Consider the following 12,537-nt stretch of genomic DNA (forward strand, 5'->3'; position numbering starts at 1 on the left):
AAGGAAGGATGGGCTAGATGCTGCGGCAGATGGCCTGGAACGCAAGGAGCGGAACGACGATGCAGACCAATGCGCGCCGGCAGAGCATGCCGGACTGGGACGGACCCATGAACGGAACGCGGCGGCCGGACATGAGACGGCTCGGCCTCGGCCGACGGCTGCGCGGGGGCCTCGCTGCGGCTGTCCTCGCGGCGACCCTTGCCGGCTGCGCGGGGGCGCCCGGTTCGGTGAGCCTCTCCGGCACGCACGAGATCAGCGTCGATCGCGGCGGCGCGCTCGCCGAGGTGAACCGCTTCCGCGCCAGGAGCGGCTTGCCGCCGGTGCGGTACGCGGCCGTGCTCGACAAGGCGGCCGAGCGCCAGGCGCGGGCAATGGCGGCAAAGGGCGAACTCAGCCATACGCTCGACGGCGACCTGCGCGGGCGCCTCGACCTCGCCGGCTACGACGCGGCCGCGGCGGCGGAGAACATCGGCTGGAACTACGCCTCGACCGCGGCGGTGATGACCGGCTGGGAGAACTCCGCCGGCCACCGCGCCAATCTCCTCAATCCGCGCGTCACCGAAATGGGCTTCGCCGCGGCGACCGGCCCGAACGGCCAGCCCTATTGGGCGCTGGTCCTCGGCACGCCCGACACGCACCGGCGCACCCCGACCCTGCCGGTCAGTTCCGGTGGCATCCGGCTTCAGTGACGATCAGCGGCAGGGGCACGTCGTGCGGCTCCGTCGGAACGCAATCCACCTCCTGGCAGGCGAAGGCGACACCGACCAGCACCGGCGCCCGCCCCTTCGTCCGCAGGGCTGCAATCGCGCTGTCATAGTAGCCGCGGCCATAGCCGATCCGCCCGCCCCGCCTGTCGAAGGCGGCGAGCGGCACCAGCATCAGGTCCGGATCGAGGACGGCCGCGTCAGGGCCCGGCGCGTAGGTGCCGAAGCCCTGCGGCTGCAGCTCGGCACCGCGCAGGAGATGGCGGAATACGAGCCGGCCTTCGACGATGGCGGGAACGCAGAGCCGCGCACCCCGGTCGGCGAAGGCCATCATCGCCGGGCGGACATCGATCTCGGAGCGGATCGGCAGGAAGCCCGAGACGACATCGGGGACATCGGGGAACTCGCCTGCGAGCGCGTCGCAGACGGCGAGCGAGGCCTCGATGCGGACATCGATCGGCATGGCGTCGCGCCGCGCCAGCGCCTCGCGCCTGATCCGCGCCTTCGCGTCCTTCAGATCGTCCATCGGCTCGCCTCCTGACAATCTGTTGGACCATCGCGCGCCGGACCACAAGCGCCGGCCGGGCCCCGGGAAGAACCATTGCGACCGCCGGCACACCGGCGCAGAGGCTGCAGCAGATCGAAGATGAGGAGGGTTGGCGAGCCACCCGGCCGATGGGGAAGTCGATCCCGGGAACCTACAAAGTAGGTGGGCGCCGTGTGTCCCGGCCCACGAGCCGAGTCAGGAACAGCTCCCAAAGGAATGACTAAGGCCCCGAGGAAATGTTACCCCTGTCGCACCGCGCAGCCCGCCGAACCCAGATATAGGCGAGGATCGGGCCGACCGGAAGGGGTCTGCGTCGCACGCGCCGCGGACAGGCTCTCCGCCCCTGCCCCGCGCAAGCTTCGCCTCGCGCCGTTCGCCCGCCTCAGGCCGTCCAGCGGTCGACGCGCGAGATGCGCTTGGGCTTGGTGACGGCCTCGATCGCCGCGAGCTTGCGGCGCAGATTCTGGGCCGGCATGTCGAGCACCGCGGCCGCCCCGAGCGGCCCCTCGATGACGCTTCCGGTCAGCGCCATCGCCCGCATGATCTGCTCGATCTCTGCGGCGTGGAGATGGGAGGCGACTTCGACCAGTTGCTGGTCCCGCAGGACGCGCGGCTTGAGGTTCGCTGCGTTCCGCTCGAAGGGGAGCAGCTCCGGCACATGGCTCCCGTCCGAGGAGCGGGCGATCTGCTGCTTCAGCTTGGCGATCTCCTTCAGCGCCTGCCGAAGCTTCACGCCCTGCAGATCCTGGACCTTGGAGGCATCGCGGCAGATCACCATCGTGCCCATGACCTCGGCGCCGATACGGATCGGCGAGGACACGATCTCGACCGGGAACGGGGTCCCATCGCCGCGCAGGAAGTGCTGGTTGCGGATGATGCGTTCGGTCCCGTCCTTCATGGTCTTCCGGATCGGACAGGCCGCGGCGTCGCCCTCCGGCCGATGGCGGATCCGGTCGAAGGAGTGCCCGACCAGGCTGCCCGCCGGCCGCGCCAGCATCCGCTCGGCGGCCGGATTGACGAAGACGATCTCGCCGGCCCGGTTCACGGCGATGATCGGGTCGTTGATCGCCTGCAGGACGCGCAGATGCTCACGCGTGAGGCTGCGGAACAGCTTGCCGGAACTGCCGCTGTCGCCCCAGCGGCGCTCCCCGGTCGCGAGCGGTCGCTTCGCCTCCTCGAAGCGGCGCAGGCGAAGCTCGGTCATGACCAGATCGGCGATGTCCGTCAGCATGCGCTCGCGCTCGGCGTCGATGCGCTTGGCCTCGAAGTCCGCCGCGGCGACCGAGCCGATGGCGAAGCCGTCCGCGAGGATCGGCACCCCGACATAGGACCTCAGGCCGAAACGCTCCATCACGAAGGCGGCGGCCTTGCCCGGATCTTCGGCCAGATCGGCGACCTGGTAGCCGGCGGCCGTGTCAACCACCCGGCGGCAGAGGGTCCGGTCGCGGGGCATGTCGAGCGGAATCTCCGCGCCGTCCTGCGCCTTGACCCACTGACGTTCGGTGTCGTGGAAGCAGATCCAGGAGATGGGATTCTCGACCACGTGCGACGCCAGGCGCGCGAGCCGGTTGAACTGAGGCTCGGGATCCGTGCCCATGATCTTGAATGCCTCGAGCTTCGCCAGTCGATCCTTCTCGGCCAGGTCCATGAGTCGGCCTCCTTTCACGGTCCGACCCTAGGTTGTCATTCAAAGGTTTAAAAAACATAGCTTTACGTACTATCGGGCCGATGGTACTGTTTATAAAGGGCTTACTCGGCCCGCCGGCTTCCTCCCATTGCGGAATCTGCAGCCTGCAAGGCGTTTTGGCCTGCAGGAACCAGCGGCTTCACGCATTCCCCATGATCAGCCCCCAGTTCGAGACTGAAAATGCCTCTCAGCCCGCGCGAAGATCCCCTCGTTCATCGCGCTGTCGTCATCGACGACGAGTTCCTCATCTGCGCGCAGATCGAGGACGTGCTAAGGGAGCGCGGCATCGAGACGCGCACAGCCGCCGACGACGTCGCCCTGCCGGCGCTGGTCGACGACTTCGCCCCACAGGTGATCTTCCTCGACATTCGGCTCGGCCGGTCGGACGCCTTCGAGATCATGCGCAAGAGCATGCTGTCCCGCTACGAGGGCATCGTCTGCCTGCTCAGCGGCAGCCCGCTCGATTTCCTCCTCGACGCCTCGGCGATCGGCAGCGAGCTCGGGCTCTGGATGGGGCCGGCGCTGAAGAAGCCGGTGGAAGAGGCGGATATTCTCGACGCGCTGCACGCCGTCGATCTGATGCTCGCCAGCCGCTCGCTTGCACGCGAGCGCCGGCAGGCCGGCGGCGATGTCGCGGCCCGGTCGCGGCTGACCGTCCGCGACGGGCTGCAGCAGGGCCGGCTGGAAGTCTGGTACCAGCCGACCTTCACCCTGGCGACCCAGGCGCTCACCGGCGCCGAGGCGCTGGTGCGCGGACGCACCGAAGAGGGCGCCATCGTCGGGCCGGGCGAACTCTTCACCGGCGCGACGCAGCAGGACCTGTTGGACCTGACCGCCTTCGTGCTGCCGAAGGCGATCGCCGACAGCCGGACGCTGGCCGACGGCGGGACGCCGCTGAAACTCTCGGTCAACGTCCCCACCTCCTTCCTCGCGGAGGCCGATCCCGCCGCCTTCGTGCGCGACGTCTCCGGGGAGCGCTGGTGGCCGGGCATGATCCTGGAGGTCACCGAAGACGAGGCGCTGGCCAACCTCAAGGCGGTCGCCCAGGTCGCGCTGCAGCTGAAGCTCTACGCGGTCGAACTCTCCATCGACGATTTCGGCGCCGGCTACTCCTCGCTCGCCCGGCTGCGGGACTTGCCGTTCGCCGAGCTGAAGCTCGACCGCAGCTTCGTCCACGGCTGCGCCTCCGACAGCACCAAGCTCGCGATCTGCAAGAGCGTCCTCACCCTCGGCGCCGAACTCGGCTGCACGACCGTCGCCGAGGGCATCGAGGACGAGGAGGATCTGCGGCTGGTCACCGAGATCGGCTGCGACAAGGTACAGGGCTTCCGCTTCGCCCGTCCGATGCCGTTTTCGGATCTACTGGCGATGCTCTCGCCTGCCGGGGACGCGGCGGCCGAAAGCCGCTGATCGCGGGGCGCGAATCCGCCTCACGCGGGAGAGGCGCGCCGCTCCGCCGGCCAGTTCGGAGGCGGCCGCATGCGCCGGCCGTCGGGCGTGATCGGCGGTCCGCCGGCCAGCCGGCCGCGCCAGCGGAACCGATCAGAGAAAATGCTTCGACAGCTTCAGTCCCTGCGCCTGATAGTTCGACTTCAGGTCGCTGCCATAGAGCCGCTCCGGCACGGCGGTCATGCGCTCGTAGACGAGCCGGCCGACGATCTGGCCGTCCTCGAGGATGAAGGGCACGTCGTGGCTCCTGACCTCGAGCACCGCGCGGCTCCCCGCCCCGCCGGCCGGCGAATGGCCGAAGCCCGGATCGAAGAAGCCGGCGTAATGCACCCGGAACTCGCCGACCAGCGGATCGAAGGGCGTCATCTCGGCCGCGAAGGCAGGCGGCACGTGCACCGCCTCCTTGGAGACGAGGATGTAGAACTCGTCCGGGTCGAGCACGATCTCGCCGCTGCCGCGCCGATGCATCGGCTCCCAGAACTCGGCGAGCGGATAGGCGGCGCGGTCGTCGAGGTCGATGACGCCGGTGTGGCGCTTGCCGCGATAGCCGACGAGGCCGGAGCTGTCGCCGGCGAGGTCGATCGACAGCGCGATTCCGCCGCCGGAGATGTTCGCCTCGGGCGCCGTCGTCAGGCCTTCGCGGGCATGGAGCTCGGCGAGTTCGGCCTCCGAGAGCGTCGGCTCGCCGGTGCGGAAGCGGATCTGCGACAGGCGCGAGCCCTGCCGCGCCAGGACCGGGAAGGTGCGCGGCGAGATTTCGAGGTAGAGCGGGCCACGGTAGCCGGCCGGCACCTTGTCGAATTCCTGCGCGCCGTCGGTGAGAACTCGGGTGAAGATGTCGAGCCGGCCGGTCGAGGACTTCGGATTGGCCGTCGCCCTGACGGCCTCGGGCAGCGCCAGGCGCTCCTGCAGCGGCACGATATAGACGCAGCCGGTCTCCAGCACGGCGCCGCCGTCGAGCCGGAACTCGTGCAGCGAGAACCGCGCCAGCTTGTCCGCCACCGACTGGCCGGGCCCGGGCAGGAAGCTCGCGCGCACCCGGTACGCGACCGGGCCGAGCCTGAGATCGAGGCTCGCCGGCTGGATCTGGTCGGCGTCGCGCGGCGCCTCGGCGAGGATCGCGCTCTCGTCGAACAGGCCGGCGATCTCGCGGTCCGGCAATATCCCTGCGCGCGTCAGCTGCATCGTTCGTCTCTCCCGGCTCTCGGGGCTGTCCCGCATGTTTGTTGACGCCTAGCCGGATCGGGTCTATTTGCAAAGCTCGCAGTGGTGATTTGGCCGGCCGGCTTGCAGCCACTTTAAACAAGTCGCTAAAGGGCCGTTTGACGAATGACCATTCGACGAACCGGCCCGGCGACGCGGCCGGTTTTTTGTTGTTCGGAGATGACGACATGGCGAAGCAGGGCGACGAGCGGCGCAAGGTGCGGCCGGCGACGGCGATGGTTCACGGCGGCACGGCCCGGTCCGGCTTCGGCGAGACGTCGGAAGCGATGTTCCTGACGCAGGGCTTCGTCTACGAGACGTCCGAGGCCGCCGAGGCCCGCTTCAAGGGCGAGGAGCCCGGCTTCGTCTATTCGCGCTATTCCAACCCCACGACGCGCATGTTCGAGGAGCGGATGATGGCGCTGGAAGGCGCCGAGGACGCCCGCGGAACGGCGTCGGGCATGGCGGCGGTCGCCGCCGCGCTGCAGTGCCAGGTGAAGGCCGGCGACCACATCGTCGCCTCCCGCGCCATGTTCGGCTCGTGCCGCTACGTGATCGAGACGGTGCTCGGACGCGCCGGCGTCGCCTCGACGATCATCGATGGACGCAACCTCGACGAATGGCGCGCGGCGATCCGTCCGGAAACCAAGGTGTGCTTCTTCGAGACGCCCGCCAATCCGACGCTGGAGATCGTCGACATCGCAGCCGTCGCGGAGATCGCTCATGCGGCGGGCGCCCGGGTTGTGGTCGACAATGTCTTCGCCACGCCGATGTTCCAGAAGCCCCTGCAGCTCGGCGCCGACGTCGTCGTCTACTCCGCGACCAAGCATATCGACGGCCAGGGACGCTGCCTCGGGGGCATCGTCCTCTCCTCGAAGGACTGGATCGACGAGTTCTTCCACGACTACCACCGCCACACCGGCCCGTCGCTCTCGCCGTTCAACGCGTGGACGCTGCTGAAAGGGCTGGAGACGCTTCCCCTGCGCGTCGCGCAGCAGACGCGGACCGCGGCGCGGATCGCCGACCTCCTCGCGGAAAGCGGCAAGGTCGCCAAGGTGCTCTATCCCGGCCGCGCCGACCATCCGGACGCCGCGATCGCGAAGAAGCAGATGACCGGCGGCTCGACGCTCATCGCGCTCGAGCTGAAGGGCGGCAAGGAGGCCGCCTTCCGCTTCTCCAACGCGCTGCAGATCATCCTGATCTCCAACAATCTCGGCGACGCCAAGAGCCTCATCACCCATCCCGCGACGACGACGCACAAGAACCTTTCGCCGGAGGCCCGAGCCGAACTCGGCATCGGCGACGGCCTGCTTCGCCTGTCGCTCGGGCTGGAGGACGCCGACGATCTGGGCGAGGACATCGAGGCGGCGCTGGCGGCGGTGTGAGGCGGCCGTTTCAGTCGCTGCCGTGCGAGCAGATAAAGCCTCGGCGGGCCAGCCTGCGGCCTTCTCCCGCAGGCGGGAGAAGGGATCGCCGACTACCCGAACGTCTTCGCCGCGAGCCAGACGCGCGAGACGAAGGTCCAGGCGGTCATTGCGGCGAAGACTGCGGCGATGACGGGGAACCACTGCGGGAACAGGCAGAACAGGACGAAGGCGGCGATCGTCTCGCTGGCTTCCGCCAGCCCCGTCGTGAACAGCAGCGACTTGCCGGGCCGCCCCGCTTCGGCCAGGCCCCGCTTCTCCGCCATCACCGCGAAGGCGAGGACGGAGGCGCCGTTGGCGTAGAAGGTGGCGACGAGGATCGCGGCGGCGAGCGCGTTGGCGCCGGGATCGAGGATCGCGAAGGCGACGGGGATCGCGCCATAGAAGACGAAGTCGAAGGTGATGTCGAGGAAGCCGCCGAAGTCGCTCGGCACCGTCTGCCGCGCGATGGCGCCGTCGAGTCCGTCGGCGAGGCGGGAGAAGAGGATCAGGAACAGGGCGAGCGTCAGCTGATCGAGCGCGATCGCCACTGCGGCGGCAAGGCCGATGACGAACCCGGTCACCGTCACCATGTCGGCGCCGACGCCGAGGCGGACGAGACCGGCCGCAAGACGCTCGACCGGCGGATCGATCCGCTTCCTCAGAACGCTGTCGAGCACGCGATTTCCTGTCTTGCCACGATCAAGCCCGGTCCAATTGACCTTTCGCGCCCGAATGGCGTTCTATTACACCCATCAAACCGGCAGGCGCTCGAACAGCCATGTATCAGGCAATCACGAAGGGGGTCACGGTCACCGTCCGGCCGACCTTTCTCCAGGACCAGTCGCAGCCCGAGCGCGGCCGCTGGGTCTGGGCTTACACGGTGGAGATCGAGAACGGCAGCGGCGACACGGTTCAACTGAGATCACGATACTGGCACATCACCGACGCCAACGGCCATGTCGAAGAGGTGCGCGGGCCGGGCGTCGTGGGCGAGCAGCCGGTGCTGAAGCCGGGCGACAGCTTCACCTACACCTCCGGCTGCCCGCTCGGCACGCCCTCCGGCTTCATGCGCGGCCACTACCGGATGCAGGCGACGGGCGGCGGGTTCTTCGAGGTGGAGATCCCGGCCTTCTCGCTGGACGTCCCGGCCGAGACGCGGGTGCTGAACTGAGCGAGCGGGCGCTTCACGGTTTCGGCGATCGCTCCTGATCGGCGATCATCCGCGCGACCGTGGCGGCCAGAACCGGCAGATGGTGGCGCACCACGTCCAGCAGAACCGGCGTCTCGACATGCTGGTATTCGTGTCGGAGAACGTTTCCCATGCCGCGGATCGCCCGCCAGTCGATCTCGAGATACCGATCCGTGAGATCTCTCGGCAAGGCCGCGGCAGCTTCCGAGATGATTCCGATGGCGCGTTCCGTTGCCCTGCGCTTGATGTAGTCGCCCTCCAACTCCTCAAGGCTGGACCCGGCGATGAAGCGCGCAACGCCTTCGCATTCGTCGCGAATGTGAAACAGGCGCACGAGAGGCGTCTTCGAGGCCGCCATCAGAAGACTCGGACCGCTTCCCGCTCGGCGGCCGAGCGGATGTACTTCGAAAGCCCCGCCCGCGTTCCATAACCGATGTCGCGGCCGGGCAACGCGTCGCCGATCGCGTTGTAAGCGCCCATGAAGCGGTCGAACCGGGCGAACTCCGCATCTGCCGGATCGACGAACACGTCGATGTCGGAATCCCACCGCGCCTCGTCACGGGCGTAGGAGCCGAAGAGATACAGGGCGCCGACGCCGAGCGCCCGCAACTCCGGCTCACACGCCTTCAGGCGACGAATGACTTCGGCCCGGTCCATCTGCAGCCCCCGCGACGTTTCCGCACTCGGCTCGGATGAAAATGCGCCTGATGAGGGGACGGATCAAGGCGCGCGCCGCGCGCCGCAGCAGCGCGGGGAGGTGGCGGACCGTTCACGGCGGCCATCCGCGGCCGCCGCCGTCTCAGTGCTGCGAATGCGTGTCGTCGCCGTCGGCCGCGAATTCCGCCGGGTCGAACTCGTAGCCCTCGCCGCAGAACTCGCAGGTGACCTGGATGCGCCCGTCCTCGATGCTCTCGTCGATCTCCTCGGCGGAGAAGTTCGACAGGACGTCCTTGATCCGCTCGCGCGAGCAGGAGCAGTCGTCGAGGACCGTGTTGGCCGGAAACACCCGCACGCCGCGCTCGTGGAACAGCCGGTAGAGCAGCCGCTCGACCCCGATCTCGGGATCGGTCAGTTCCGAGGCGTCGACCGTGTCGACCAGAGCCCGGACTTCGAGCCAGGCGTCGTCCATCTCGTCGGTCTCGTCGAAGTCGCCCGAGCCCTCCGGCGCGTCGCCACCCGGCAGGTCCGGCATGCGCATGCGTTCCGGCGAGTCCGGCAGGAACTGCGCGATCAGGCCACCGGCCCGCCAGCTTTCGACGAAGCCCTTCTCGCCGCGCCGGGCGATCTTGGCGACGGCGAGCTTCACCGTCGTCGGGATTTGCTCGGACTGGCGGAAATAGCTCTCGGCCACCTCTTCCATCGAGGCGCCGTTGAGTTCGACGATGCCCTGGTAGCGCTGCATGTACTCGCCCTGGTCGACGGTCAGCGCCAGGATGCCGTTGCCGAGGAGGGATTCGGGCGTGGTCGCGCCGGCATCGACCGCCACCGCGAGCTTCTCCTCGTCGTAGCGCGCATAGGCGCGCACACTCGACGGCGTCGAGAAGTCGACGACCAGGAGGTCGACCGCCCCGTCGGTCTGCGTCTGCGCGATGAACTTGCCCTCGAACTTCAGCGACGTGCCAAGCAGCACGGTCAGCACGATCATCTCCGCCAGGAGGCGCGAGACGGGCTCGGGATAGTCGTGGCGGCCGAGGATCTGGTCGAGCATCGGGCCGAGCTGGACGGCGCGGCCGCGCGCGTCCAGCGCCTCGATCCCGAAGGGCACGACCGCATCGTCGCCGGCGAGGTCGATGTCGCCGAGAGCGCGCGGCGTCTCAGCCATGAACGGCACCCTCGGATAGGTTCGGCGCGGCGTCGTCGATCGCGCCGAAGCACCAGGCGAGGATCGACTTTTGCGCATGAAGACGGTTTTCGGCCTCGTCGAAGACGACCGACTGCGGCCCGTCGATGACGGCATCGGTCACTTCCTCGCCGCGATGGGCCGGGAGACAATGCATGAAGAGCGCCTCTGGCTTGGCGTGCGCCATCAGGCGTTCGTTGACCTGATAGGGCATGAAGACGTTGTGGCCGCGGGCTTGATCCTCGCGGCCCATGGAGACCCAGGTGTCGGTGACGACGAGATCCGCGCCGCTCACCGCTTCGACCGGGTCACTGGTAGTTAGGATCGAGGCGCCCTCTTTGCGAGCCCAGTCGACGAAGCGCATGTCGGGATCGGAGCCCTCGGGCGTCGCGATCTTCAGCGCGTAGTCGAAACGGGCGGATGCCTCGACGAAGGAGGCGAGCACGTTGTTGCCGTCGCCGGTCCAGGCGATGGTCTTGCCGGTCACCGGCCCGCGCTTCTCCTGGAAGGTCATCAGATCCGCCATGATCTGGCAGGGATGGGTGTCGTCGGTCAGCCCGTTGATGACCGGCACGGTCGCATGGTCGGCCATCTCCATCAGCCGGTCGTGCGAGGTGGTGCGGATCATGATCGCGTCGACATAGCGCGACAGGACCCGCGCCGTGTCGGCGATGGTCTCGGAGCGGCCGAGCTGCATCTCCGCGCCGGAGAGGAACAGCGTCTCTCCGCCGAGTTGGCGCATGCCGACGTCGAAGGAGACGCGGGTGCGCGTCGAGGGCTTGTCGAAGATCATCGCCAGGACCTTGCCGGCGAGCGGCTTCGGCCCCTCGCGCCCCAGCGCCTTGCGGCTGATCGCGTCGGCGATGATCGCCTTCAGGTCGTCCCGCCCGACGGCGGAGATGTCGAGGAAGTGCTTGGGAGCTGTCATGGGATCGGGCTCCTTACGCGCTCTTGCGCCGGCCGGCGAGGGACAGACCCTCGACCGCGGCCTCGATCCGGTTCATGCCCTCGCGCACCTCCTCGGCGGTGACGACGAGCGGCGGCAGCAGCCGCACCACGTTGTCGCCGGCCGGTGCGGAGAGAAGCCCGTTGTCGCGCAGCGCCGCGACGAGTTCGCCGTTCGGCACCTTCGCCTTGAGCCCGATCAGGAGGCCCTGGCCGCGCACCGCCTCCAGGACGTCCGGATAGCGGTCGACCAGCGAGGCCAGCGACTGCTTGAACTGAAGCGAAACCTCGTTCACGTGATCGAGGAAGCCGTCCTCCAGCACGATGTCGAGCACGGCGTTGCCGACCGCCATGGCGAGCGGATTGCCGCCATAGGTCGTGCCGTGGGTGCCGGGCGTCATGCCCTTGGCCGCCTCTTCGGTCGCCAGGCACACGCCCATCGGGAAGCCGCCGCCGATGCCCTTGGCGGAGGCCATGATGTCCGGCGCGGCGCCCGAATGCTGGTAGGCGTAGAGCTTGCCGGTGCGCCCGACGCCCGTCTGCACCTCGTCGTAGATCAGGAGGATGCCGAGCTCGTCGCAGAGCTCGCGCAGGCCGGTCAGGCACTGCAGCGGCACCGAGCGGATGCCGCCCTCGCCCTGGATCGGCTCGATCAGGATGGCGGCGACCTCGGGCCCGGCCGCCGCTTCGCGCAGGGCGTCGTGATCGCCGAAGGGCAGCTGGTCGAAGCCGGGCGTCTTGGGCCCGAAGCCCTCGAGATATTTCGCCTGGCCGCCGGCCGCGATGGTGGCCAGCGTGCGGCCGTGGAAGGCGCCCTCGAAGGTGAGGATGCGGTAGCGCTCCGGCTCACCGTTGACGTAGTGGTAGCGCCGCGCGGTCTTGATCGCCGCCTCCAGCGCTTCCGCACCGGAATTGGTGAAGAAGGCGCGGTCGGCGAAGGTCGCCGCCGTCAGGCGCTCGGCGAGCCGGCGCTGCCCCGGAATCTCGAAGAGATTGGAGGTGTGCCACAGCTTTCCGGCCTGCGTCGTCAGCGCCTCCACGAGATGCGGATGGGCGTGGCCGAGCAGGTTCACCGCGATGCCGCCGGAAAAGTCCATGAAACGTCGCCCGTCGGTCGCCTCGAGCCAGACGCCTTCCCCACGCTCGAACGCCACCGGCGCGCGGGCATAGGTCTGATAAAGCGGCGAATGATTTTGCGTCGTCTCGGGCATGATGGTCGCTCTTTCGGCAATCCCCGTCGGGTTCCTGAAACGTCAAAGCCTGCCGCAGGGCAGGCTTTGGTCGAAGTCTCCGATGTCTCGGAACCATGGCTATACCACGCCGTTGCCGCCAGGTGTCAACGAAAGCGCAAGGAATGTGCCCGGCTGCCGGCGCGAATCGCGGTGCCACAAGGTTGGGGAAAAGTTCGCGCGCGATTCTGGCCCGGTCGACTGACTCTTGTCACAGAGTCAGCCAATGCGTTAATGTTCGGGCCGGATACTAGATTTCGAGCGGCGGACCCTAGTGTACCCCTAGATGTTGTGTGCCTGTCCCGTGCCCTGGATGCGCGGGGCCGAAGGATTCCGTC

General features: G+C 68.4%; 13 protein-coding genes, 1 other RNA gene and 1 riboswitch. Of the genes, 4 read left to right on the forward strand and 10 right to left on the reverse strand.

Features of this window, described 5'->3' with window-relative positions; translation table 11 throughout:
* Positions 1-17: 17 nt before the first annotated feature.
* Positions 18-689, forward strand: a complete 672-nt coding sequence (locus AB5S17_RS16865; RefSeq protein WP_369241470.1) for a CAP domain-containing protein — start codon at positions 18-20, stop codon at positions 687-689.
* Here AB5S17_RS16865 and AB5S17_RS16870 read toward each other — a convergent pair.
* The 3 genes from AB5S17_RS16870 to AB5S17_RS16880 form a co-directional block, all read right to left on the reverse strand.
* Positions 661-1,230 carry a 5-formyltetrahydrofolate cyclo-ligase gene (locus AB5S17_RS16870; protein WP_369241472.1) on the reverse strand — a complete coding sequence of 190 codons (570 nt, stop codon included), beginning with the start codon at positions 1,228-1,230 and terminating at the stop codon, positions 661-663. The genes AB5S17_RS16865 and AB5S17_RS16870 overlap by 29 nt on opposite strands.
* A gap of 131 nt (positions 1,231-1,361) precedes the next feature.
* A non-coding RNA gene (gene ssrS, locus AB5S17_RS16875) (6S RNA) lies at positions 1,362-1,518 on the reverse strand.
* Positions 1,519-1,633: 115 nt separating this feature from the next.
* Complete coding sequence (locus tag AB5S17_RS16880; RefSeq protein ID WP_369241474.1) at positions 1,634-2,899, reverse strand: PAS domain-containing protein; 1,266 nt, start codon at positions 2,897-2,899, stop codon at positions 1,634-1,636.
* Positions 2,900-3,118: 219 nt separating this feature from the next.
* Here AB5S17_RS16880 and AB5S17_RS16885 point away from each other — a divergent pair, with 219 nt between their 5' ends.
* Positions 3,119-4,348 carry an EAL domain-containing protein gene (locus tag AB5S17_RS16885; RefSeq protein ID WP_369241476.1) on the forward strand — a complete coding sequence of 410 codons (1,230 nt, stop codon included), beginning with the start codon at positions 3,119-3,121 and terminating at the stop codon, positions 4,346-4,348.
* Positions 4,349-4,480: 132 nt separating this feature from the next.
* Here AB5S17_RS16885 and AB5S17_RS16890 read toward each other — a convergent pair whose 3' ends face one another.
* Positions 4,481-5,566: a 2'-deoxycytidine 5'-triphosphate deaminase gene (locus tag AB5S17_RS16890; RefSeq protein WP_369241668.1), complete on the reverse strand. Its 1,086-nt coding sequence runs from the start codon at positions 5,564-5,566 to the stop codon at positions 4,481-4,483.
* Positions 5,567-5,643: 77 nt separating this feature from the next.
* A riboswitch (SAM riboswitch) is annotated at positions 5,644-5,721 on the forward strand.
* Between the two features lie 57 nt (positions 5,722-5,778).
* On the opposite strand from AB5S17_RS16890, the gene AB5S17_RS16895 reads away from it, so the two are divergent.
* Positions 5,779-6,975 (forward strand): O-succinylhomoserine sulfhydrylase, encoded by a 1,197-nt coding sequence (locus AB5S17_RS16895; RefSeq protein WP_369241478.1) that lies wholly within the window; start codon positions 5,779-5,781, stop codon positions 6,973-6,975.
* 92 nt (positions 6,976-7,067) lie between these two features.
* On the opposite strand, the gene AB5S17_RS16900 is transcribed toward AB5S17_RS16895, so the two are convergent.
* Positions 7,068-7,673 carry a CDP-alcohol phosphatidyltransferase family protein gene (locus AB5S17_RS16900; RefSeq protein WP_369241480.1) on the reverse strand — a complete coding sequence of 202 codons (606 nt, stop codon included), beginning with the start codon at positions 7,671-7,673 and terminating at the stop codon, positions 7,068-7,070.
* Between the two features lie 101 nt (positions 7,674-7,774).
* On the opposite strand from AB5S17_RS16900, the gene apaG reads away from it, so the two are divergent.
* A complete protein-coding gene (gene apaG / locus AB5S17_RS16905; RefSeq protein WP_369241482.1) occupies positions 7,775-8,167 on the forward strand; it encodes a Co2+/Mg2+ efflux protein ApaG in 393 nt (130 codons plus the stop codon).
* Positions 8,168-8,180: 13 nt separating this feature from the next.
* Here the strand turns inward: apaG and AB5S17_RS16910 are convergent, their stop codons facing one another.
* From AB5S17_RS16910 to AB5S17_RS16930, 5 genes are all read right to left on the reverse strand, one after another.
* Complete coding sequence (locus AB5S17_RS16910; protein WP_369241484.1) at positions 8,181-8,543, reverse strand: DUF86 domain-containing protein; 363 nt, start codon at positions 8,541-8,543, stop codon at positions 8,181-8,183.
* Positions 8,543-8,842, reverse strand: a complete 300-nt coding sequence (locus AB5S17_RS16915; RefSeq protein WP_369241486.1) for a nucleotidyltransferase family protein — start codon at positions 8,840-8,842, stop codon at positions 8,543-8,545. The genes AB5S17_RS16910 and AB5S17_RS16915 overlap by 1 nt, the downstream gene beginning before the upstream one ends.
* Positions 8,843-8,984: 142 nt before the next feature.
* Positions 8,985-10,007, reverse strand: coding sequence for an Hsp33 family molecular chaperone (locus AB5S17_RS16920; RefSeq protein WP_369241488.1), 1,023 nt, complete (start codon positions 10,005-10,007; stop codon positions 8,985-8,987).
* Positions 10,000-10,953: an ornithine carbamoyltransferase gene (gene argF, locus AB5S17_RS16925; RefSeq protein WP_369241490.1), complete on the reverse strand. Its 954-nt coding sequence runs from the start codon at positions 10,951-10,953 to the stop codon at positions 10,000-10,002. The genes AB5S17_RS16920 and argF overlap by 8 nt, the downstream gene beginning before the upstream one ends.
* 13 nt (positions 10,954-10,966) lie before the next feature.
* Positions 10,967-12,181: an aspartate aminotransferase family protein gene (locus AB5S17_RS16930; protein WP_369241493.1), complete on the reverse strand. Its 1,215-nt coding sequence runs from the start codon at positions 12,179-12,181 to the stop codon at positions 10,967-10,969.
* Positions 12,182-12,537 lie beyond the last annotated feature (356 nt).

It is taken from the genome of Jiella sp. M17.18, from assembly GCF_041027365.1.
In the GTDB taxonomy this organism is placed as follows: Bacteria; Pseudomonadota; Alphaproteobacteria; order Rhizobiales; family Rhizobiaceae; genus VKMB-3413.

Excerpts from the sequence above, each read along its gene's own strand:
- AB5S17_RS16920 (WP_369241488.1), bottom strand. The coding sequence starts at position 10,007 with ATGGCTGAGACGCCGCGCGCTCTCGGCGACATCGACCTCGCCGGCGAC.
- AB5S17_RS16880 (WP_369241474.1), bottom strand. The coding sequence starts at position 2,899 with ATGGACCTGGCCGAGAAGGATCGACTGGCGAAGCTCGAGGCATTCAAG.
- AB5S17_RS16910 (WP_369241484.1), bottom strand. The coding sequence starts at position 8,543 with ATGGCGGCCTCGAAGACGCCTCTCGTGCGCCTGTTTCACATTCGCGAC.
- AB5S17_RS16870 (WP_369241472.1), bottom strand. The coding sequence starts at position 1,230 with ATGGACGATCTGAAGGACGCGAAGGCGCGGATCAGGCGCGAGGCGCTG.
- argF (WP_369241490.1), bottom strand. The coding sequence starts at position 10,953 with ATGACAGCTCCCAAGCACTTCCTCGACATCTCCGCCGTCGGGCGGGAC.
- AB5S17_RS16930 (WP_369241493.1), bottom strand. The coding sequence starts at position 12,181 with ATGCCCGAGACGACGCAAAATCATTCGCCGCTTTATCAGACCTATGCC.
- AB5S17_RS16865 (WP_369241470.1), top strand. The coding sequence starts at position 18 with ATGCTGCGGCAGATGGCCTGGAACGCAAGGAGCGGAACGACGATGCAG.
- AB5S17_RS16885 (WP_369241476.1), top strand. The coding sequence starts at position 3,119 with ATGCCTCTCAGCCCGCGCGAAGATCCCCTCGTTCATCGCGCTGTCGTC.
- AB5S17_RS16915 (WP_369241486.1), bottom strand. The coding sequence starts at position 8,842 with ATGGACCGGGCCGAAGTCATTCGTCGCCTGAAGGCGTGTGAGCCGGAG.
- apaG (WP_369241482.1), top strand. The coding sequence starts at position 7,775 with ATGTATCAGGCAATCACGAAGGGGGTCACGGTCACCGTCCGGCCGACC.
- AB5S17_RS16895 (WP_369241478.1), top strand. The coding sequence starts at position 5,779 with ATGGCGAAGCAGGGCGACGAGCGGCGCAAGGTGCGGCCGGCGACGGCG.